Below are 21,650 nucleotides of genomic sequence, written 5' to 3'. Positions count from 1 at the left end.
CCCGGGGTCAGACCCCCTACAATTTCCAAACAATTTAACTAGTACAAATTGCTGTGGGACTTCTGAGTGATAGACACCCTTTCTCCAGATTGCTACTGTAAGTAAGTGTAAGAATATTCAGAATAAGGAGAATGACATATGAGAGGAAAACGTGTTTTAGTTTGTACCATGCTAAGTACAGCCATGTTATTATCCAGTTTTACTCCTTCCATTTTTGCAGAGGGCTCCTCCTCCCAACAAAATAATCGAACACATCACGGTGACTGGAACCACCCCTCTAAATCATCACCTGTTCTACATCCGGGAACACCTGAAAGTGCCTCACTAAAAGTAGAACCGCTCGAACAAATTGGTTCGTTTATTGAAAGTGAGATTGAAAAACGCACTATGCCAGGTGCTGTCGTTCTCATCGCTAGAAGTGGAAGCATCGCGAAGCATGATGCTTACGGCTATTCCGCGCGCTACATAGACGATCAGTTCACAGAAATGGATCACCCTGTTGAGATGAGAAAAGACACGATTTTTGATATTGCCTCAATCTCCAAACTCTTCACCACAACAGCTGCAATGAAGCTTTATGAACAAGGAAAATTCAATCTAGATGATCCTGTTGGAAAATATATACCGGAGTTCAATGAAAACGGAAAAGAGACTGTAACCATTCGGCAGATTATGACCCATACTTCCGGTTTTACAGCATGGATTCCTCTATACAGCATGGGAGCAAATCGCGAGGAACGGTTGCAGATTGCTTTAAAGTACGGGTTAAAGAATAATCCTGGTACAACGTATACATACAGTGATTTAAATCTGATTACACTAGGTGTTTTAGTCGAAAGATTGTCAGGTCAACGTCTCGATGACTATGTAAAAAAGAACATCACTGAACCTCTAGGAATGAAAGATACGATGTACAACCCTTCTCCAGATCTTCGTAACCGAATCGCAGCAACAGAATATCAGCCAGCAATCGGACGCGGCATGGTTTGGGGCAGTGTGCATGATGAGAACGCGTGGAGTTTAGATGGCGTTGCAGGACATGCCGGTGTCTTTTCAACCGCTAAAGACCTCGCCATCTTTGGACACATGATTTTACAGGACGGAAAGTATGGTAAAACACAGATTCTAAAGCCAGAAACGGTTAGCTTATTAACAGAAAATCAGCTCCCACAGTTTCCAACCAACTCTCACGGACTAGGCTGGGAATTAAATCAAGGTTGGTACATGGATGCTCTCAGCAATGAAGAAACACTAGGACACACCGGATATACCGGTACATCTATGGTTGTTTCACCAAAGAATAAAACGATTGTACTAACCTTAACAAATCGGGTTCATCCATCTCGTGCGACAGTCTCGATGAATCCGATTCGACGCAAGGTCGCACAGCTTACAGCGGATGCAATCTCAGTTCCTATTCATCATAGAGATAAAGCTTGGTTTTCAGGATATGGCGATAACCTGAAAAAAGGATTAACATTTGAAGTCGGTAAAAATCAGGATACTCTTCATTTTAACCATTGGTTCAGTATTGAAGATGGAAGCGATAAAGGCTCGGTTCAAGTTTCAAGTGATAATAAAACGTGGACCACGCTACCAAACACCTATACCGGAAAAGAAGAAACATGGGACCGCGAAAAGGTAAAGCTTCCTGAAGGAACAACGTTTGTTCGCTTCCTCTATGAAACCGATGCATCTGTAAACGGTAGAGGATGGTATGTAGATGATGTATACGGAAGTGATCAGCGAGGAAACAAGAAACGATTAGCTGTTGTTCAATACGATTGGGTAGAACGTGGTTGGTAAAAAAAGAAAGCAGTTTCGCTATACAGCGGAACTGCTTTACGCTGTATTAGTACTGTCTTTGCTCTTGTGACCGATATCGTAAAGAAGCTCACTAGTAATCCTTAAGTAAATCTCTTAATTTCTTTGGAAAAAGAAGCTTACGGTTATCTAAGATATCATTTAATTCTATCCATTTCGCAATCGTTTTTTTCTGCTTTTCTGTTACAACGAATGATTCAGCTGAATATAAACCTAAATCTACGAATTCCACTAAATAAATCTGTGAGATTTCATGTCCTATCTTTTTATCGACAACAAAAATATTTTCTACACATCCCAGGTAACGCTTCACCTTTATGGGTGCGCCTATCTCTTCGTAAAATTCGCGAACAATCGCTTGCTCTGATTTTTCTCCAAATTCTATCGTTCCACCAATAGGTCGATAATACGTCCCCGTTCCTTCCGAATGGTTCCCTTCCCGTTCTTCTAACAAAATGCGGCAATTGTTTAAAAGAATACCAAGTGTGTTAACTCTTAGACTCATACAACAATTCGCTCAGGACGTGTATACACATTCATAGAATCTCCTCTTACAAAACCAACCGTCGTGATTCCGAGTTCTTCGGCTGATTGCAGAGCAAATTCTGTTGGTGCTGATTTTGAGAGGACGATCTCACAGCCGATCTTTGCTACTTTTAACAGTATCTCAGAAGAAATCCGACCACTAAACACGAGAATCTTATTTCCTATGAAAATATCATTCTTCAAGCAATATCCATAGATTTTATCAAGGGCATTGTGACGTCCAATGTCCATTCGGCTCAGCACGATTCCGTTCACATCACAAAGTGCGGCGTTATGCACACCTCCTGTTTCTTGAAAAACGCCTGCTCCCTTCTGCATCTCTCGCATCAATCGAAAGCAGTCTTCCGGCGTAACTTTCACCCTGACTTCATTCATTGATTTTGCTGTTCGTGCATCATTGGCAAAAACAAAGCCTTGCCTGCTCATGCCGCAGCATGAAGTTATGTATCTTTTATTCTGCAAATTTTGATAGACCGGGTTCAAACGATCAGTTGTCACATGCACAAAGCCACCGTCTTCTTGCATCCATAGGTCTTTAATATCTTTATAGTTTCGGATAATTCCTTCAGAGGCGAGATAGCCGACAACCATATCCTCAATGTACTCTGGGCTGCATACCATCGTTACAAATTCTTCCCCATTGATTTTAATTGTTACAGGAAGCTCGGTTACGATAGTGTCTTCAATATTCACTGCATGTCCGTTCTTAATCTGAAGGATACTACGCTTGGTAACTATAAGTTTCATAAGAAAATCACCCCTTCGCTATCCTATCGGTTTATCAAAAACAAAAACAGATACCGCCATATCTTCATCCACTTTGAAATCTGAGAACAGATGAACGAATTTTGCACCGGTCACATCTTCTAACCCATCTGGTGGGGCTGTTGCGTAAACGTCCTGAATCAGACGAGTCCTTGCAGCATGCACCATCTCTTTTCCTTCAGCCGTTCGGGCAATGAATTTTTCAGTTGGTGTTAAATTTCCGTACATAGTTGAAATCGCCATGTTTTCCACAAAGACCGTATGAATTTTCTCAGGTCCTTTTCCTAATAAGTTCTTACGGAGTTTACGAATAATATCATTAAAGTCATGCACTTTCTTCGTCATTCGGACATCACCACTATTTCTCCATTTTTTACTAATCATACATGATGTACTTACTTTTCGCACGTGATAAAAATGAAAAGCTAGAATACAAGTCTTGTTGTTTATTGATGGTGTAAACGCTATAATAAAGGAGAAAAGTTGGTAGAGAAAATCGTTCACACTGTTTTTTCTTCCATCTTGTAAATTACATAATGATCTATCTTTTATTCCAAATAAAAGAGATCTAATGCTGGATTGGCCTAATGGTATGACCTGCTATTACACTATTCCACCATGAATTCACATTTTCTGTACGTCTATAGAATCTGTGCTTTCGTGGTGGATTTTTTTGTACCATCATGCGTTCACGATGACTAGAAGTATTAAACGAAAGGAAGATTCTTAATGGATAAGATGATTCAAATCTCAATTGACGGCAAAAAATATGAAGCTCCTTCCGGCACATCCATTCTCGATATAATAAATAAAAACGAACTAACTCACCCTCAAATTTGTTACACCCCACAAGTTGATCCGATCGAAACGTGTGATACATGTATCGTGGAGGTAGATGGCAAGCTGATGCGTTCGTGCTCAACGATGGCACTGGACGGTATGGCGATCGAGCGTTCTTCTACGAGAGCAAAGGATGCACAGAACGAGGCGATGGATCGTTTACTAGAGAACCACCTTCTCTATTGCACGGTGTGTGATAACAATAACGGCAACTGTAAGCTGCATAATACCGCTGAACTGATGGAGATCGAACATCAAGCGGTTCCTTACTCACCAAAAGAAGAAATGGTCGATCTCGATATGTCTCACCCGTTTTACCGTTATGATGCCAATCAATGTATCACGTGTGGTCAGTGTGTAGAGGTGTGTCAAAACCTGCAGGTGAACGAGACGCTTTCGATCGACTGGGAACGCGAACGCCCACGCGTGATTTGGGATGCTGGATCAAGTATCGATGATTCCTCATGTGTCAGCTGCGGACAATGTGTGACCGTCTGTCCGTGTAACGCTCTCATGGAAAAATCAATGCTTGGTGAAGCGGGCTTCATGACAGGATTGAAAGAAGATCTACTTGAGCCGATGGTCGAACTTGTAAAAGAAGTTGAGCCTGGCTATAGTGGTATTTTTGCCATTTCTGAAGTGGAAGCCGCTATGCGTGAAACACGTACGAAAAAGACAAAAACGGTTTGCACGTTCTGTGGTGTTGGCTGTTCGTTCGAAGTTTGGACGAAAGGCAGAAAGATTTTAAAAGTAGAACCGAGTGAAGGTCCTGTAAACGCGATCTCCACGTGTGTTAAAGGAAAGTTCGGCTGGGATTTCGTAAATAGCGAAGAACGCCTCACTACACCACTCATTCGTAAAGAAGGCGTTTTTGTAGAATCCACTTGGGACGAAGCACTTACACTGATTGCTGATAAGATGAGCGCGATAAAAGAAAAACACGGCAGCAACGCACTTGGTTTTGTGTCTTCCTCTAAAATCACGAATGAAGAGAATTACTTGATGCAAAAGTTCGCACGTCAGATTATCGGCACGAACAACGTTGACAACTGCTCTCGTTATTGTCAGTCTCCTGCAACCGACGGATTGTTCCGTACGGTCGGTATGGGTGGTGACGCAGGTACGATTCAAGATATCGCGCAAGCTGGCCTTGTAATCGTTGTAGGTGCGAATCCGACAGAAGGACATCCCGTTCTTGCCACTCGCGTGAAGCGTGCGCATAAATTGCACGGACAAAAATTAATCGTAGCGGATCTTCGTAAACATGAACTCGCTGAACGCTCAGATATTTTCATGAGTCCGAAGCAAGGCACAGACCAAGTTTGGCTCATGGCCGTTACGAAGTACATGATCGATCAAGGCTGGCACGATCAGACATTTATTGATGAAAACGTGCATTATTTTGAAGACTTTAAAGATGTACTTGAAAAATACACGCTTGAATATGCAGAAGAAATTACGGGTCTTTCACAAGAAACAATCATTGATGTGGCGAAAATGATTCGTGACGCTGACGGCACATGCGTTCTTTGGGGAATGGGTGTAACGCAAAACACGGGTGGAAGTGATACTTCTGCTGCGATCTCAAACTTGCTGTTAGCAACCGGCAACTATCGTCGTCCAGGTGCTGGCGCTTACCCGCTTCGTGGCCACAACAACGTTCAAGGTGCTTGCGATATGGGGTCTCTTCCAGCTTGGCTGCCAGGGTATCAGCATATTACAGATGACCTCGCCCGAGCGAAGTTTGAAAAAGCATACGGCGTAACGATAGATAATAAACCTGGTAAAGACAATATCCAGATGGTTGAAGGAATCGGAACGGGTGAGATCAAATCTATGTATTTAGTCGGTGAAGACATGGCGCTCGTCGATTCAAACTCAAACCACGTTCATGAGATGCTCAGTCAGCTTGAATTCTTTGTTGTCCAAGATATTTTCTTAACGAAAACCGCACAATACGCAGATGTCGTTCTGCCTGCAGCTCCTTCTCTAGAAAAAGAAGGCACGTTTACGAATACCGAACGGCGTGTGCAGCGTTTGTATCAAGCTCTTCCTACAACAGGAGGATCACGTCCCGATTGGGAAATCATCCAAGCGATCGCTATTCGAATGGGTGCTGATTGGAATTACAGTCATCCGAGTGAAATTTTTGAAGAGATGGCGGGACTTGCTCCCCTGTTTGGAGAAGCAAACTATGATGTGCTAGAAGGATGGGGCAGTTTCCTTTGGGGTGACTTTAGCGGAAAGAGCACACCGCTTCTTTACACAGAAGGCTTTAACTTTCCTGATAAAAAGGCGCGTTTTGCACTTTCTGACTGGATGCATCCAGCTGAGTTTCCAGAAGAGTTCGATCTTCATATCAACAACGGACGCATGCTCGAACATTTTCATGAAGGCAATCTGACGAATAAATCAAAAGGTATCCAACATAAAGTTCCAGATGTTTTCGTTGAAGTATCACCTAGTCTTGCAGAAGAACGCGGTGTTATCGATGGATCTGTTGTACGGTTGATCTCGCCGTTTGGAGCCGTGAAGTTGAACGCACTCGTTACCGATCGAGTTAAAAACAACGAGCTGTATCTACCGATGAACTCGGTAAACAACGAGACGGCAATTAACTTTTTAACTGGTCCAGCGGTTGATCACCGAACACATACACCAGCATACAAGCAGACGAAAGTACGGATGGAGATCATCAGCCGTGAAGGTGAAGTGAAGCTTCCTGGCAACAATCCGAGAAATAAAAAACGCTATCCGCAGAACGGTGTTGAAGTTCAGCGAAAATGGAACCGTCCGGGCTATGTTCACCTGACGGATGAAGTGTAAGGGGGCGGATATTATATGGCACAACCAACGACCGTTGTAAAAAAGAACGTAAAAACCGAGGAGCAGATTCAGCAAGAGAAGCTCGCTGAACTGCAAAGAGCATTAGCTGAAAAAGATGCAGCGCTCACAAAGGCGCTCGATTTTATTGGAGAATTAGACAAGATTGGGGCATTGGAAGCAGCGAACTCCATGCTTGTTGCAAAGGACAAGATTGCAAGTATCGCGCTTGGACAAGCAACCCGCGAGCCTGTGACGAACATGATCAACAACTTGATGGGTGCTGCTGGCGTTCTGACGAAGATGGATCCTGAAGTAACAGCAAAATTGCTTGATAGTGTCGTTGCCGGGGTTAAATCGGGGGAAGATTTTGTGGAGAGCGATAAGAAGATTGGGGCGTTTGAACTTGTGAAGTCGCTAAAAGATCCTGATATTAATCGAGCAATCGGCTTTGGGCTTCATTTTTTGAAGGGTATGGGTCAGGAATTGAAGAAGTAATTCTGAGGAAAGGTGACGCTCCGGGTGGGGCGTCACCTTAATGCATATTGAGTTTGGACAGATTATTGCTTGAATCGGACAAATTATCCTCGAGATTGGACAGATTATACTTAAGATTGGACAGATTACGGATGAGATTGGACAGATTATTGCTTGAATTGGACAGATTATGATTTCGAACCCTTACTTCCTTGCCCTAATAAAGCTATCAACCGCTCTTTCCCTACAGAATGAAGAAGTAAAGGTATACGTGGACCACTGCTGCTGTTCAATACAAGCTGATATAGAATACTAAACAACCTTTTTTGGTTGTTTTTCTTCATTTTTGGATCCTCCACATGACAAATATCGTAAACTCTTCTCATCAGCTCATCATCTTGTGGGTTCGTTTCATCTTGCAACACATCTACAAAACCTCTTACCCACTCCTTCTCCGTATCAGTCAGTAACCCATAATAATCTTGATTCTTCTTTTCATTAACGCGAAGCACTTTCTCAGGACACCAGTTTCGCAGCCAATATTCTGCCCTCGCACAAACTTCCCCTACCTCTTCCAACGTATACTCCTCACCTGTTCTACCTAATACCTCACGAACTAATGAAGCTTCAAAATTCACAAGGGGCAATATGTTCGCCACATGATTGAACTTTGGTGTACGTCTCGGTTCTCCCCTTACCACTGACAACCCCAGAGCATCTCTTATCTCTTCTTTCAGCACCCCTCGTTCAGAATGACTAAACCTCTCATATTCTGTATAGTTTCGAATAACATCTTCATCTAACCCGATATGAAAAGGTGCATTCGGCTGATATTTTGCGAACATGAAAAGGATTACTTCAGGTGTATAGATCCTCAGCAGTTCTCCAGGTGTTATGTTGTTGCCGGATGAACTCGACATTTTGGCACCCGTACCTTTTATGCTGATAAAATCATACGGTTCATACTGGGGCGCTTGGTGATTAAAGATCTCAGAGACAATTTCCTTTGAAACTCTGTAACTTCCAGTAGCGGAGGAATGGTCCCTCCCACCTGGTTCAAACACCACCTTCTCCGTCATCCATCTCATCGGCCAATCCACTTTCCAATTCAGCTTGATGTTTGTTGCTTTCATAACATCTATTGAATTTAATTCACCGCACATACATGCATAACTCAACACATCATTATGAAATGCAGTAACGTTTACCGTATCTTTCTGGCAAGCTTCACAATACACATTAACCGGATAAAAGTTTTCTCGTTCTGTTTCACTCGGTTCCCCTGTCTTAAACGCCATTAAGATATCATAAATTTGCTTTCGCTGGTAAAGAGCATGAAGAATTTGTGCATTGTATCTTCTTGATCGGTATTCCTTATTTTGATAAATAAACTCAGGAACGATCCCGAACTCTCTCAATGACTGTTCAAACTCTTTTTCAAAGTGCTCTGCGTAAGAACTGTGACACCCAAACGGACATGGAATATCTGAGTATGGCATTCCAATATATTGTTCAAAAGTAGGATCAACATTTTTCGGGACTTTACGAAATCGATCAAAATCATCCCATGAAAAGATGAAACGTGTTTTCTTTCCTAGCTTTTGTAATGCTCCCACCACAAAATAAGTGGTAACCACCTCACGAAAATTACCAATATGAACCGAACCGGATGGGCTGATGCCAGACGCACAAACAAAAGTCTCACGCTCTGGATTTTTTCTAATTAATTCTTCTGCTATTCGATATGCCCAATGCATAATTGGATCACTCCTCCATTTAAAAAAAAAAAAAAACAAAAAAAGCCCTCACCCCCAAGATTATTCATCTTGAGGACGAGAGCTTATTAGCATTCGCGGTACCACCTCAGTTTGTTCATATGTCACCATATCAACCTCTTCAGGTACGGCAATGAAAAACAATCACTTGCGTATACCCTATCTCGGTAACGGGAGATCCCGTTGTAGTATCAGCAAAGATATCTCTGCATCCGTACAAAGCTCAGAGTCTTTTTTCGTTAAATTGATTATTGCTCCTTCTCACCAACCAAGAGCTCTCTGGAAATAATGTGACTTAACTACTTTTCTCTTCATAGCCATAAATTGTTAAATTTTTATTAGTATAAGCAGTTTTGTGAAAGTTGTCAAAACTATTTTTTATTGATTTTTGTAAGCCTCTTAGAAAGAATGAAAAGTACTATACCTATAAAGAAGACGATTGAGCTGATATACAAATACTTATTATTACTGTTCTGAACTGATTCATTACTTGTTTTCACGATAAGTTTTTCTCTTTGTTCTTTAAGAAATTCCTCATAATATGCTCTGCTTGTAATATTATCATGTTGTACTTTACCATCTGAAATTTGAATCATTCCATTAGGTCCTCCAACTGGTGTTAAAAAGCTAAATTCCTTATTTTTATCAAGAAAAAGCAAAAACTCTCCACCGTCTTTTTGAAACTCGTCCGCCCAACCAACGTCGTACCCATCAATGCCTGCCCTTATGTTATGTGTTACATCCCCTTTATACACTTTCTGAATGTTAAACTCATAACTAGTAAATACCATATATCTTCCTTTTGGTTTACTCGTGAAATCATACTTGCCCACCACAATCACTTCAGCTCTTTTATGAACTTCCTTTGGTTCCAATTCCGCCCAACTTGTAGCATGGGCCCCATTCTTTATTACCAGAACAGATAAAAATATCCCCAAGAAAGTAACTATTAGGAGTTTCTTCATCTCAACCAATCCCCCTTTAAGAACTAGTCGTTTAGCAACATTGTTAAGTTTCATGACTGATGCAATGTTCACAAGTCTACGCCTTAGGCTGTCGACACATTTACAAAGTAAAAGGTGAGTCCTTTTAGCTCACCTTGTGTTAAAAATAAAAACAATATGCGATTGGTTTAAGTGATGCAATTACACCTAGCGATGTAGTTACTACTCTGGGATATTGTATTGAAACTCGTCTCTTAACAACCCCATAACAATAGTGTCATAGTATTTACCATCAATATAAGAGTCATTTCTAAGTCGTCCTTCAACAACAAAACCGCACTTCTCATAGGAGCGGATTGCACGTACATTTCCACTCCATGTATCGAGTTGTACCCTTTTCAAGTTCATTGTATGGAATAAAAATTGAACCAAAGTTCGTAACGCATCCGTTCCATATCCTCTCCCCCAAAGCTCTTTTTCACCGATTCCTATGCCTACCACACATCGTCGTGCAATAATGTCTAGATTGCGGTAGCCGATCGAACCAATATGACGGGCGTCTTCCCCTCTTGTGTAGATCGAGAACTCTCCTACTTCACGTTTATCAATGGTACGAATATCTTTTTCATAGCTTGCTTCGATCTGTTCAAGCGGCATATGACTATATCGATAATAACCAGAACCTGAATCAAAACGTGCGGTTTCTTCATCATTTCGCCAGTGGTAGGTTCGCTTATGGTCTTCAAGTGAAACGGGTCGTAATTCTACTTTTTTTCCGGATATCATAGTGGTGATCCCTTCTTTCAGTTCGTAATCTATTAAAATACGCCTTATAAAAACCGCAGACACGTACCATTGGCATCACCCCTCTCACAACTGTATATTATTTTAAAAACGCCTTAATCTTAGGGAAAATCTTTACCGCTGTGTTGTAAAAAACATCTTCATGATATTCTTCAGGAATGATCTCTTTTATAAAGTCCATATACGGCTCTACTGGCACAAGGGGCCAGTCTGTTCCAAACAAAAACTTTTCATAGTTATCCGTGAACGTTAACGCATGGCGCAAGTGATTGAAGAAACGCGGTGAATCTTTGTATCTCGTAATATCTTCCCTTGTACCAACAACTAGTCCTGACAGATCGGCATACATATTACGATTCTTGTAAACAACTTCTGCTCCGTCTAACGTCCATGGATCACCGAAATGCGCCATCATGAAGTTTACATCACGGTGCATAACCGCTACTTCATCTAGCGTAAGGGGATGAGAGTACTTCAACAAACCTCGCTCTGAATAGGTATCACCTGTGTGAAATACGACTGGCAAACTGTATTTAGCCGCTAGCTTATAAACTGGCTGATACACCTCATCATACGCATAGTACGGGTAATAACCGAGGTAGATCTTAATACCAACAACTTCAGGCCGCTGTACCGTTTCTTCAAGCTGTATCAATTCACTCTCACCTAAGTGATACGGATTGATGCCAGCACAATACACGACGTTCTCAGGGATGACTGTATCCAGATCGATACCCATCGGAGTTGGAGCTAGAGGGTCTGGAAAACCCTCTACCTCTTTTTCTGTTAACCCCATCGCGATGCCAAGCACTACGCCAGATTCACGGTACTCTTTGATGATTCCTTCATACGAATAGTCAAGTTTAGAAAGGTTTATCGCCGTATGTTTAAAGCTTTCAATGTTTGAAAAATGCATGTGTGCATCGATAATTTTCATGAGTTCGCCCTTTCTAGCTGAATTTAATTTTCTTCAGATCTTCTAATGCTGTATCTGGAATCACTCTATCATTAAATACATAAAACACCGGTGACGTGAAATGCTTAGCACCGTGCTCAAGGCTCACCTTTTCTGAGTACCCAAGCTCAATGACTTCTAAATTGATATAAGAATCAACATGTGTGACGTTTTGGTCTGCTACAATTTGAAGCAGGTTCTCATGATCATCAGATCCGTAAATCACGCTGCGTTCTACTGTCATTTCCTGCTCACCTTTGGCACCAGAAACCATAGTCCATTCCCCATTTTCAGACTGAAAGCTTCCCCAGCTCTTCGCAGGCTCTGTTCCTGGATTTAGGAAACATCCTGTGTAAAAGTTCTGACCATCCAAATAGCTCTCCATGTTCTGGACAATTTCCGTTGTATGACAGAGTACCGGAACTCCTGGCAGCATCAAGAAGTACTTGTGAATTTGAATACCTGTAAACGTATCGTGTTTTTTATAATGGGTAGATACTTTAAGACCCTTCCACTCATTCCCCTTGTTATCTTTCTTCTCGTCAAATTCAACAGTGCATTCTTCTTTTAGTAAGGAATGAAGACTCGTGCCTTCTAGAAGACCCGCGATACCCCCGAACCAAGGGTTCCACCACGATTTTGGTGTTGGTTTTGGAAACGGTGAATCCATCCACTCTTGACCTCTATATTGAAGAGAGAACAATGATGGTGCGAACTGTGCTGAAGCAGAGATCTTCATTTCTCCATTATCTACGGAGTACACTTCGAGACCATCTTTTATCGACTTTTCCAACTGAACGGGTTGGTCCTTCTTCATAAAAGCGGCTGATTGTCGTGTAACATGAACAGCACCTAAATTCATTTTGGAAGTTAATACATGAATCCCTCTATCGTCAGGCAATTCAATATCAAACTCGGCCTGTGTTAACTCTTCATCTGAAGCGAATAGGTGACTCTGAAGAATCTCATCGTCTAGCTTCATTTCAATAAACCCGTTAAAAAAAGAAGACTTATAATCTCTCACAACAGCTTTGCAGTCACCATTATCAACAAAAGGATTTCCCCCGTTAACCGATACGTTCATGTGATTGGTCAAACTGGCTGACTTATCATTCTTTTGCGTCGCAAATTCTCTGAATGATTGCCAATCACGGAAAGCACCAATTGTCATGGTGATTGGTTCTGTAGCAACTGTTTCTTGAGGAGATAATTTGCCTAACTTATTTTCAAAATACATGAACCAACTGGAGAAATTCACCTTTCCCTCTCTTGGCCATGAAATACCTCTAGGGTTATCATTTCCACGAAGAAAAAGCCAGTTTTCCGTAAGTTTACTAGGATTCCAATAAGATAAGCCAGATCCCATCGAATCATTTAGTTCAACGTATTTTCCCTCGTAAGGCAATACACCTTTATCTAACATAGGACACATAATTGGCGTATTCAGCCATACTTCAGCGGCCGTTTCTACACCGCTAATATTTGTTACTTCATCGTACCTTTCTACTAGACCTTCACCGTACAACTTCACAACAGTTGCAAGCTGCAATTCTGGAAAAGCCTGTGATTGAAAAATTGCTCTTAATCCTGCGTAACCATCTTCTTGCAATGGTTCAATTTTCTCAGGACGAAGTCGCGTTATCTCTTCTGAGAAAGGTTTGCCGAGCTGAGGCACCATGAATGCCAATTTGTAATCCACATCACCTTTACCAGGTGCGATCCAGTTGTTGAACTTATCTAATTTTATTGTATATTGTCCGTTGCATACGTGATAAAAATCGTCACACTCTCCAGCGAATTTAGCTCCAATTCCCTGTAAGGCTACACCTAGCTTTTTCGTAAAAGTAATGATATCTCCATTGGATTTCGTTGCGGAGATTTGGACTTCGGCAGAGTAAAATCCATTCTTTTTTATCACGAAAGGAACAGTTACCGATTGCTTTCCTTTCGGTGCCAAAGCAACACTCACATTTCGATTCTGAATGGTAACCAATTCTGATGATGGAAGTTCAAAGCTAAATGTGACTTGTTCATCAAAGTTATTTTCAAAGTTAAAATAAAGATGAGAAGAACGACCAACAAAACTAAGGTTACCTGGTGTGTTACAGCTTAATTTAACGGGATACTTAGGACGAATTCCTACTCTAAATTGCGCCTTTTTCCCATTGATTAATAATTGGGAAGTAACAGCTGGGTGCGTTCTCCAAACACTTTGATCTTCAATAATCGGATTTACCACGAAAGGAATCTCAATCTCTTCTTCCTTTTGAACCGTGATTTTTTTTGAAGTCGCAAACTGAATGTTCTTATCGTCCACACCTTGGATCTCTACGGTTAACGGCTTACCTGTTTTATTAATCATGTGGTATCGAATCTTGAATTCAGAGCCAAAAACAAGATTAAAGTGTTCAACATCCGCTAAGATTTTATAATCGTCTGTTTCGATGGAGCGAAGCCCTCTTCCAAAACGCTCAAATTCCATCTTCAAGTTACCGAGAGTCTTATGATTCCAAGAATACTCATAATAATGAAATTCATTTTCGTTGTTTCCATCAGGTGTCGTTTCAATCGTACGTGTACTGTTTTCGTACCATTTACCATCCGTAAAATAATCTAAAACCGCTTCTGTTTGCATCACAGAAGGCATAAAGTTCATAAGATGTGTAGTGTCATCCCGATCTTCCCAGAAAAAGCCGCATTTTTTATACAGTGGAACTGCCTTTGTGTTCCCTGGCCATGTATATAGATCCAAACGCGGCCACTTCATTTCAATCGCTTTTTGAAGCGCTTTTAGTACAAGCTTCTTACCGATCTTCTTACCATGATAATCGCCTCTTACATTCAATAACGGGATGTAGAGCGCTCCCTCATCTTCTCGATATTCTCCTAAACTGCAATAGCCTACGACTTTATCTCCATCGAGTGCAAGATATAAATGGAGGTTTGATGAGTTCGATTCTTTCTTTAATACTTGTTCTTCAGTCATGATTGAGTTTCCGCCACCCCAGCCATCTTGGCTTTTATTCCACATTTCAGCGACTGCTGCTGCATAGCTCGGATCATATTCTACTATCGTGATCTGATCAGTGATCTGCGTGTTCAATACTTCCATTTTTCTAACCTCCGCTTTTTAATTATCGTACCGTTGTTTCGTTTCCAAGTTTTTTGAATCATCTTCTATATAGCTTCTTCAAAATAAAAAGCCACCCAGAAATAGAAGGGTGACTTTTCGTACAAAAATACATAAAAAGGCCCCAGAATGTATACACATCCTGAGGCTCTGATTCACGTTTCATTAACAGATTGAGTTCTCATTAAGAAGGTTGTGTATTGGACAATATAATGTTGTTTTTGTAGTGTCGAAAAATTTAATCATGTCCAACGCCTCCTTATCTTGAAATTTTTTCCTTACCTCTTGTATTGTAAAACAAATGGATATAAAAGTAAATATAATTTTCGGAATATTGTTTTTTTTACCGTTACGCTAGAATATTCGCTAAAGCTAAGCCTATGATTAATAAACCTGCTCCTTTGTTGATGGTACCTAAGTGCGGCTGAATACTTTTTGTTAACAGGCTTACCACCATGCTTAAGAACATCCACCAACAGGTAGCACCGATAAACACACCACTTATTAAGAGCAATGCAATTTGTAATGTCATCTCACTCTCACCAAACCCGAGACCTGCAAACATTGCTGTAAAATTCAAAATTGTAACAGGGTTTGTAATCATTAAGAAGAACGTCGAGAAAAACATCATCAACTTGCTTTCCCCTGCTAACTGAGCGGCTTGATTTGGTACTTTCTTTAAGAATGTTTTCACCCCTAGGTAGAGTAAAAAGATGGTACCGAATATTTTAAGTAACATTTCGTATTGTATCAATATTGATGACACAGCTGAAAAGCCTAGTACTGCAATGCTTGCATAAACAATGTTAGCTGTAACTGCTCCAAAGCCAGTTAAAAATCCGGCCGACTTCCCTTGTGAGAGTGTTCTTTGTATACAAAGAAGACCGATCGGCCCAACTGGAGCGGATATAGAAAAACCTAGAATGATACTCTTTAGTAATAACATTACAAACTCACTATCCAATCATTAAACGTATAAGTGAAACAACACCGAACAAACATTTGATATTTCCTGAGATAACATTAATCATAACCATGTGTAAAAAAGAACCCCTTCTGTAACAGAGGTTCTTTTCACTCTATCAATTATTAAAGGCAGGAACAATAATCACTCAAATACTTGCCTTAATTCGATCTGACCTTCACCGTTTCCTTGTGGATCAGGCATCTTCATCGCCCATTCAACGGCTTCTTCCCTAGAGCTCACATCAATCAGAATAAACCCAGCAATCAATTCCTTTGTTTCCGTGAATGGCCCGTCCGTAACCACTGGTTTTTCTCCTGGATGCAGAAAAGAGATTCTCATCCCATTTCTACTTGGGTGTAATCCTTTAGCAAGAACCCGAACACCAGCCTTAACTAATTCTTCATTGTACTTTCGCATCGCTTCATTAAGCTCTTCATTCGGGCGGTTACCACCTTCTGAATTTTTTGATGCTTTAACAATCAGCATGAATAGCATAGCCGTTTCCTCCTTGTATGCAAAAACTATTTTTTCTTTTAAGTATACAACGAACGGAAACCCTCAAAATCGACAACGCCACTAAAGAAATTTATTAAAGAGCTGACCTGCTTAAATCCTTCCTTCGATAAACACTTAGCACTACTCCAATCAAGATAGCGTTTAATAGAATGGGAACCAACCCGTAACTAATAAACGGCAGTGACATGCTAGTAAGAGGGAAAAATCCGAACGCCATTCCGATATTACTTACCATTTGAAAAAGTAATAAAGATAAGCTGCCAATGATCAGAAGTTTTCCAAAGTAATCTCTTACTTGCTGTGTCGCGATAACCACTCTTGCAAGTATAAATAAAAAGATGAGTATAAGAAATATCGCTGCTATCCAGCCATAGTGATACGTGATGCTTACAAATGCAAAATCAGTGTGTGCTTCAGGTATGAACTGTTTAATACTCTTATTTTCCCCGAACCATCCTGCACCAGATATTAACTTCTGAATTTGAAGCACCTGATACCCTGCTCCATCAGCTACTTTTCCAGGATTCAGAAAACCTATCATTCTATCTTTTATAAAATACGGTTGATACTGCCAAGAGAAAATACCAATTAATAGTAACGAACCTACCGTAATGCCTGAAACAACACCTTTTTGCCGATTGGAAAATTTGCTCCACCATAACATGGACAGTACCATGGCAAAATACAAGTAAGTCGTTGCGATACTTGGTATCATGAAGAATAATAATAGCGAAACCAAGAATAAGAGTATAAATTGATAGACTTTAAAGGTATCTCGATTAAAGAAAGAAGCCCAGGCAATCATAAAGAATGGCAGTGCAACAATGCTTTCAATTGTTAGCTCTCCGATTAATAAGAATGGCTTCCCATTAATCGTACCACTAGATAAGAAGAGCAAAGATAGCAGCAGCACAGTACCTACCCCATAAAACACCCACCCCCACCTTACTAACTTCCGATAATCAACAAACATCAGACCTAAAGCCACAATCATGCCAAGGACAACCAATATTATCTTTCTCATTAAAAAGTAATGATTGCTATCATACCCCAAAGAGAGTATAGGTAAAAATCCTAGTAAGAGTACAGAAGTCAATAACGCGACCAAGACCCAATCAATTCTTGGACGATGAATCTTGTTTAACTGAATACCAAGCGTGATTGGACTTCCCATCTGCTCAATCGCTTTTTGTTCAGCATCCACATCAGAATATCCTTTATTTACCCATCGCATTTTTGCTTCTTTCATATGGTAGTTCAACTCAGCAGAAACTTGTTCTTTTGCTTCCTTTGAACGAATTTGATTCGTCACTTCGTTTAGAAACGACTTTCTGCGATTTTCCATTCCGCTCCTCCTATCAACTGCTGCAGAATGACTGATGACCGTTTTTCCTTATGATCTGCTTGCTTCAATAATCTTTTCCCTTTATTTGTTAACTGATAATACTTGGTTTTCTCTTTCGATAGCCATCCAGATTGAACGACTCCTTTACTCTCTAAACGGTGCAACAATACATAGAGAGATCCTTCATTGTCATCAAATTGTTTTACCCCGCGTGCAATAAGTAAGTTCGCTAACTGATAACCTGTCTTTTTTTGGTTCAACAACTGCAAAATATTTAATACAATCTGTTCCTTATCTTCTTGATTACTCCATTTATTCTGTATGATATCGCGATGCTTTTCGGTGAACCTTACTTGTGAAAAGGTTTTTTTGTCCATGATTTTCTTTAAGTTTTTTAAACGGTTCTCCATCCCTAACCCTCCAAACATATTTTCAATAGTTCTTTAGCTCGGCGCATTCTTGTTTTGACTGTATTGTCACTCACTTCAGTCACTAAAGCGATCTCTTTAATAGACAGCTCCTCGTAATAAAAAAGATAAATAACCTCTCTATATTTGATTTCCAACTGCATAATTGCATGGATTAAGTTCTCATCATCTTCTTTTTGAATGACTTCATGCTCAACTACATCCACCTCAGTTCGATGAAAAGAAGGCTCTTCTTCTGTGGGGATAACTCTATTGTTGTACCAACTTTTCAAAAAGTCTTTACAATGGTTAATGGCAATTCGCCATAGCCATGTTTTAAATTTTGATTTTCCGTTATATGTATGCAATGCGTTATAACACTTAACAAAGATATCTTGTGTTAAATCTTCAGCAACACTTGTATGGTTCACATAGGAATAAACTAGCTGCAGCAAGTCTTGTCCGTGCTCATTCATAGCTTCATTTAATATGTGCTCTTTATCTTCAGCTGAGATCACTTCAAATAACATGTTTTCCATACCTATCCCCCCTCTCTTATTATTAGACGACGAACGATGATTGCAAGTTTTTGTTAATCAAAAAAAACAGCGTTTAATAACGCTGTCCTGCTTTTACCCTTTGAAAGAATATGATGGCATTCCTTTCACACCTGGTCTTACTTTAAACAACCCGCCCGCTTCTGGAAATCTTTCTAGGTTCTCTGCACTTGTATTTTTCCTAGCTGTTGTTACATACAACTCGTCCATATTTTCTCCGCCAAACGTGCATGATGTAACATTTAATGATGGGATGGGAATAGAATATAGCTGTTCGCCTGTTTCTGGGTTCCACCGGGAGACTTGCGCACCGCCCCAATGAGCGATCCAAAGCATGCCCTCTTCGTCAATCGTCATTCCATCTGGAGCACCTACTCCATCTGGAAAGGAAATCACTTCTGTTGCATTTTGGATATGTCCCGTTTGAAGATCATATTGGAATCTCGTTACTTTTTTCGTTGGTGTATCAATTAGATACATATACGATTGATCAGGCGACCACGCTAAACCATTGGAAATCGTTAAATTTTCTCGCTTCTTTTCCACATGAAGATCGTGATCTAAACAATAAAGAGAGCCTTTTTCAGCTTCTTCACTTAAACTCATCGTTCCTGCCCAAAACCTTCCGAACGGGTCACACTTCCCATCGTTAAAACGATTCTCAGGAAGCTCTTGTTCAGGGTCGACAATAGGTGTAAGTTTTTCCGTGTTAAGATCTAGAAAAAAGAATCCGTTCTGAAGAGCTACGACTACACCACCTGACTCCCTCGGTACAACCGTTCCTACCATCTGATCTAGTTGAATCTCTCGATTTTGGTGAGAGTGTGGATCGTAGATGTTTACCTTTTTATCTAAAATGCTAACCCAATACATGACTCCTTGTCCCGAGTCCCAGCACGGACCTTCACCTAAAGATGCTTTTGCAGGTAGAACTAATTCAGCTTCACTATTAAACATGATTTATTCCTCCCTGATCTATGTTGTATTGCAATAAGTATATCACGAAGTATATATCACTTTATTAAAGAATCTAGTTAAGACTGTATAATAACATCTTCTTCAATAACTAACTCCAAAAACACCATTAGTTATCCTTATATTTACAAGTCTACTTTTCTACATTAAAACAATCAAAGAAGTGACAGATCATCATCCCCCGTCACTTTCCTCATTTATGCTGTTTCTTTGCCTTCACTTACACGCTTATACTGACTTTCTTGAGTTAATTGATGCGACAGGCTCGATAACGTCGCTCCAACGAGATAAGCCTGTTTAATCTTTTCATTCTGTTTTGTGGAAGTTACAGACATCTCTTCTGAACTTGCTAAAGCTTCTTGAGAAATGCTTGAAAATTGAATAGCTGCCGCTTCGATTTCAGGCAATGCCACTTTTAACTGTTGCAGAGCTACACTCATCTCACCCATTTTTTCATTGTTCTCTACTACTGAATTCATTAGATATTGAATGAATTCAGTGGTATCCTTCACCTTTTGCACATGTGATAGATTCGCTTCCCCAAGAAGGCGTGACTCACGAATCGCTTGTAAAGCAGTTTGGTTCATTTGATTTACTGTTGCAATAATATCTGCCGCCGCTTTACTCGATTGGTCTGCTAATTTTCCTACCTCATCAGCAACTACGGCAAAACCTCTTCCTGCATCTCCTGCTCTAGCCGCTTCAATTCGAGCGTTTAATGCTAGCAGTTTTGTTTGTTCGGAAATCTCTTTAATTGTAAAGATGACATTTTGGGAGTGGCTTGAGTATGTGCCCATCTCATCAATGATTTTGTTTAATTGCACAAAACGGCCATGATTATCGTGAATCTCACCAACTAACTTCCCCACTTTTTCTTGACCTGAAACGGCATTGTGATTCATAGATAAAAACTCATCCATTACAGTCATCACCGTTTTGTTCAAATCACTCACTTTTTCCTGCATATCTGTGAATAGTCGCACACTATGCTCTGAACTTATAGCCGTTTCTTTCGCACCTATCATCACATTCTCTATCTTTTTCACAAGTTGTTCATTATATTGGTTGGCCTCACTGTATGTATGTTCAAGTTTAGTGCCCTGAACAGTTAGTTCCCTAGATATTTGTTGAATCTGATCATGTATATTTCTAATAAACATCATCATCTGGTTAAAGCTATCAATGAGTTTTTGAATCTCAATATGCCTTGAACGATAATCCACATTATGTTGAAAATCACCTTTTTGAACACGTTTCATAACTTGGCTGAGCGCTGATAACGGTGAAGTAATGCTTCTGATAACGAAGATAATTACTAATGCAGTTAATAGAATACTAATGATTACAGCAACAGTTATAAAATTTCGGAGGTCATATACGGGTTGCATATAACTTTCTGTTTCAACAGCTATCACGTAGATGCCACTCAGCTCTTGAATCTGTTTAATAGCTAGTGTATACGGCTTATCTTGGATATGCGTGTGAATAACACCATTTTCTAGTTCACTTATTTTCTTCATACTGCTTGAGGATAAACCAACTGTCTCTTTACCGCTCGTCTTATATGGAATTATCGTACCATTTTGTAATAAGAAAATAGTTGCTTTCATATCATCTTGCTGAAGGCCTACATATTGTGAATTGATACTTTCAGCCACACGCTTATTAAACATTTCTTCTTCTCTTATAAAACTAAATTTAAGATTTTTTGCAATGTCATATGTAGTTTCTGTTTCACGTTCTAAACGATTTTCAATAATCGTCTTCGTAGTTTCAGATGCCTTGTAATAACTAAAAAGACCTACGATTGAAATGGTTAAGATAAATAACGAGAGCATCACCAATAATAGCTTTGTCTGTAGATGAAGCTTTAGTTTCTGAGATGTAATTCGTTTCAGTTGTTCAGAAATCTTTACACTCTTAATCTGTGAACGCATTTGTTGAAAAACCTTATTCAAACTTGCCACCCCTTTTGTCTATGTATAGAAATTATTACAATT

Annotated in this window: 18 protein-coding genes and 1 other annotated feature; of the genes, 3 read left to right on the top strand and 15 right to left on the bottom strand. The window is 40.1% G+C overall.

Annotated elements, in window-relative coordinates; all coding sequences use genetic code 11:
* The first annotated feature begins 138 nt into the window (after positions 1 to 138).
* Positions 139 to 1,806: a serine hydrolase gene (locus ACNJYY_RS05820; protein WP_416730941.1), complete on the top strand. Its 1,668-nt coding sequence runs from the start codon at positions 139 to 141 to the stop codon at positions 1,804 to 1,806.
* A gap of 91 nt (positions 1,807 to 1,897) precedes the next feature.
* Here ACNJYY_RS05820 and ACNJYY_RS05815 read toward each other — a convergent pair whose 3' ends face one another.
* From ACNJYY_RS05815 to ACNJYY_RS05805, 3 genes are read right to left on the bottom strand one after another with little or no spacing between them, the layout of a single operon-like run.
* A complete protein-coding gene (locus tag ACNJYY_RS05815) occupies positions 1,898 to 2,329 on the bottom strand; it encodes an NUDIX hydrolase (RefSeq protein ID WP_416730940.1) in 432 nt (143 codons plus the stop codon).
* Entirely contained in the window at positions 2,326 to 3,117 is a 792-nt protein-coding gene (gene fdhD / locus ACNJYY_RS05810; RefSeq protein ID WP_416730939.1) for a formate dehydrogenase accessory sulfurtransferase FdhD, read from the bottom strand. Before fdhD ends, ACNJYY_RS05815 begins: the two co-directional genes overlap by 4 nt.
* 18 nt (positions 3,118 to 3,135) lie before the next feature.
* On the bottom strand, positions 3,136 to 3,480 hold the full coding sequence (locus ACNJYY_RS05805; RefSeq protein ID WP_416730938.1) for a DUF2294 domain-containing protein: 345 nt from the start codon (positions 3,478 to 3,480) through the stop codon (positions 3,136 to 3,138).
* 384 nt (positions 3,481 to 3,864) lie between these two features.
* Between ACNJYY_RS05805 and fdhF the strand changes: the two genes are divergently transcribed.
* Together fdhF and ACNJYY_RS05795 are read left to right on the top strand one after the other, a co-directional pair.
* Positions 3,865 to 6,801, top strand: coding sequence for a formate dehydrogenase subunit alpha (gene fdhF, locus ACNJYY_RS05800; protein ID WP_416730937.1), 2,937 nt, complete (start codon positions 3,865 to 3,867; stop codon positions 6,799 to 6,801).
* A gap of 15 nt (positions 6,802 to 6,816) precedes the next feature.
* Positions 6,817 to 7,296 carry a DUF1641 domain-containing protein gene (locus ACNJYY_RS05795; protein ID WP_416730936.1) on the top strand — a complete coding sequence of 160 codons (480 nt, stop codon included), beginning with the start codon at positions 6,817 to 6,819 and terminating at the stop codon, positions 7,294 to 7,296.
* A 167-nt stretch (positions 7,297 to 7,463) separates the two neighbouring features.
* On the opposite strand, the gene lysS is transcribed toward ACNJYY_RS05795, so the two are convergent.
* From lysS to ACNJYY_RS05735, 12 genes are all read right to left on the bottom strand, one after another.
* Positions 7,464 to 9,032: a lysine--tRNA ligase gene (gene lysS, locus ACNJYY_RS05790; protein WP_416730935.1), complete on the bottom strand. Its 1,569-nt coding sequence runs from the start codon at positions 9,030 to 9,032 to the stop codon at positions 7,464 to 7,466.
* Positions 9,033 to 9,100: 68 nt separating this feature from the next.
* Positions 9,101 to 9,374 (bottom strand) — a binding site (T-box leader).
* Between the two features lie 47 nt (positions 9,375 to 9,421).
* Positions 9,422 to 10,015 carry a hypothetical protein gene (locus tag ACNJYY_RS05785; RefSeq protein WP_416730934.1) on the bottom strand — a complete coding sequence of 198 codons (594 nt, stop codon included), beginning with the start codon at positions 10,013 to 10,015 and terminating at the stop codon, positions 9,422 to 9,424.
* 201 nt (positions 10,016 to 10,216) lie between these two features.
* Entirely contained in the window at positions 10,217 to 10,780 is a 564-nt protein-coding gene (locus ACNJYY_RS05780; protein ID WP_416730933.1) for a GNAT family N-acetyltransferase, read from the bottom strand.
* A gap of 97 nt (positions 10,781 to 10,877) precedes the next feature.
* Positions 10,878 to 11,735, bottom strand: a complete 858-nt coding sequence (locus tag ACNJYY_RS05775; RefSeq protein WP_416730932.1) for an amidohydrolase family protein — start codon at positions 11,733 to 11,735, stop codon at positions 10,878 to 10,880.
* A gap of 13 nt (positions 11,736 to 11,748) precedes the next feature.
* Positions 11,749 to 14,865, bottom strand: coding sequence for a GNAT family N-acetyltransferase (locus ACNJYY_RS05770; protein ID WP_416730931.1), 3,117 nt, complete (start codon positions 14,863 to 14,865; stop codon positions 11,749 to 11,751).
* 367 nt (positions 14,866 to 15,232) lie between these two features.
* On the bottom strand, positions 15,233 to 15,829 hold the full coding sequence (locus ACNJYY_RS05765) for a LysE family translocator (protein WP_416730930.1): 597 nt from the start codon (positions 15,827 to 15,829) through the stop codon (positions 15,233 to 15,235).
* Positions 15,830 to 15,991: 162 nt separating this feature from the next.
* Positions 15,992 to 16,345, bottom strand: a complete 354-nt coding sequence (locus ACNJYY_RS05760; RefSeq protein ID WP_416730929.1) for a YciI family protein — start codon at positions 16,343 to 16,345, stop codon at positions 15,992 to 15,994.
* A 94-nt stretch (positions 16,346 to 16,439) separates the two neighbouring features.
* Entirely contained in the window at positions 16,440 to 17,711 is a 1,272-nt protein-coding gene (locus ACNJYY_RS05755) for an FtsW/RodA/SpoVE family cell cycle protein (protein ID WP_416730928.1), read from the bottom strand.
* Positions 17,684 to 18,121, bottom strand: coding sequence for a PadR family transcriptional regulator (locus tag ACNJYY_RS05750; RefSeq protein ID WP_416730927.1), 438 nt, complete (start codon positions 18,119 to 18,121; stop codon positions 17,684 to 17,686). The genes ACNJYY_RS05755 and ACNJYY_RS05750 overlap by 28 nt, the downstream gene beginning before the upstream one ends.
* A 2-nt stretch (positions 18,122 to 18,123) precedes the next feature.
* Complete coding sequence (locus ACNJYY_RS05745) at positions 18,124 to 18,657, bottom strand: sigma-70 family RNA polymerase sigma factor (protein ID WP_416730926.1); 534 nt, start codon at positions 18,655 to 18,657, stop codon at positions 18,124 to 18,126.
* A gap of 93 nt (positions 18,658 to 18,750) precedes the next feature.
* Entirely contained in the window at positions 18,751 to 19,632 is an 882-nt protein-coding gene (locus tag ACNJYY_RS05740) for an SMP-30/gluconolactonase/LRE family protein (protein WP_416730925.1), read from the bottom strand.
* 215 nt (positions 19,633 to 19,847) lie between these two features.
* Positions 19,848 to 21,608 carry a methyl-accepting chemotaxis protein gene (locus ACNJYY_RS05735; RefSeq protein WP_416730924.1) on the bottom strand — a complete coding sequence of 587 codons (1,761 nt, stop codon included), beginning with the start codon at positions 21,606 to 21,608 and terminating at the stop codon, positions 19,848 to 19,850.
* Positions 21,609 to 21,650: the final 42 nt, after the last annotated feature.

This window comes from Fictibacillus tiangongensis (assembly GCF_048083785.1).
Lineage (GTDB): Bacteria > Bacillota > Bacilli > Bacillales > Fictibacillaceae > Fictibacillus.
This window is presented reverse-complemented; position numbering and strand designations above follow the sequence as displayed.

What these genes read in the sequence shown, in the direction of transcription:
- ACNJYY_RS05820 (WP_416730941.1), top strand. Translation starts at nt 139, where the DNA reads ATGAGAGGAAAACGTGTTTTAGTTTGTACCATGCTAAGTACAGCCATG.
- ACNJYY_RS05815 (WP_416730940.1), bottom strand. Translation starts at nt 2,329, where the DNA reads ATGAGTCTAAGAGTTAACACACTTGGTATTCTTTTAAACAATTGCCGC.
- fdhD (WP_416730939.1), bottom strand. Translation starts at nt 3,117, where the DNA reads ATGAAACTTATAGTTACCAAGCGTAGTATCCTTCAGATTAAGAACGGA.
- ACNJYY_RS05805 (WP_416730938.1), bottom strand. Translation starts at nt 3,480, where the DNA reads ATGACGAAGAAAGTGCATGACTTTAATGATATTATTCGTAAACTCCGT.
- fdhF (WP_416730937.1), top strand. Translation starts at nt 3,865, where the DNA reads ATGGATAAGATGATTCAAATCTCAATTGACGGCAAAAAATATGAAGCT.
- ACNJYY_RS05795 (WP_416730936.1), top strand. Translation starts at nt 6,817, where the DNA reads ATGGCACAACCAACGACCGTTGTAAAAAAGAACGTAAAAACCGAGGAG.
- lysS (WP_416730935.1), bottom strand. Translation starts at nt 9,032, where the DNA reads ATGCATTGGGCATATCGAATAGCAGAAGAATTAATTAGAAAAAATCCA.
- ACNJYY_RS05785 (WP_416730934.1), bottom strand. Translation starts at nt 10,015, where the DNA reads ATGAAGAAACTCCTAATAGTTACTTTCTTGGGGATATTTTTATCTGTT.
- ACNJYY_RS05780 (WP_416730933.1), bottom strand. Translation starts at nt 10,780, where the DNA reads ATGATATCCGGAAAAAAAGTAGAATTACGACCCGTTTCACTTGAAGAC.
- ACNJYY_RS05775 (WP_416730932.1), bottom strand. Translation starts at nt 11,735, where the DNA reads ATGAAAATTATCGATGCACACATGCATTTTTCAAACATTGAAAGCTTT.
- ACNJYY_RS05770 (WP_416730931.1), bottom strand. Translation starts at nt 14,865, where the DNA reads ATGGAAGTATTGAACACGCAGATCACTGATCAGATCACGATAGTAGAA.
- ACNJYY_RS05765 (WP_416730930.1), bottom strand. Translation starts at nt 15,829, where the DNA reads ATGTTATTACTAAAGAGTATCATTCTAGGTTTTTCTATATCCGCTCCA.
- ACNJYY_RS05760 (WP_416730929.1), bottom strand. Translation starts at nt 16,345, where the DNA reads ATGCTATTCATGCTGATTGTTAAAGCATCAAAAAATTCAGAAGGTGGT.
- ACNJYY_RS05755 (WP_416730928.1), bottom strand. Translation starts at nt 17,711, where the DNA reads ATGGAAAATCGCAGAAAGTCGTTTCTAAACGAAGTGACGAATCAAATT.
- ACNJYY_RS05750 (WP_416730927.1), bottom strand. Translation starts at nt 18,121, where the DNA reads ATGGAGAACCGTTTAAAAAACTTAAAGAAAATCATGGACAAAAAAACC.
- ACNJYY_RS05745 (WP_416730926.1), bottom strand. Translation starts at nt 18,657, where the DNA reads ATGGAAAACATGTTATTTGAAGTGATCTCAGCTGAAGATAAAGAGCAC.
- ACNJYY_RS05740 (WP_416730925.1), bottom strand. Translation starts at nt 19,632, where the DNA reads ATGTTTAATAGTGAAGCTGAATTAGTTCTACCTGCAAAAGCATCTTTA.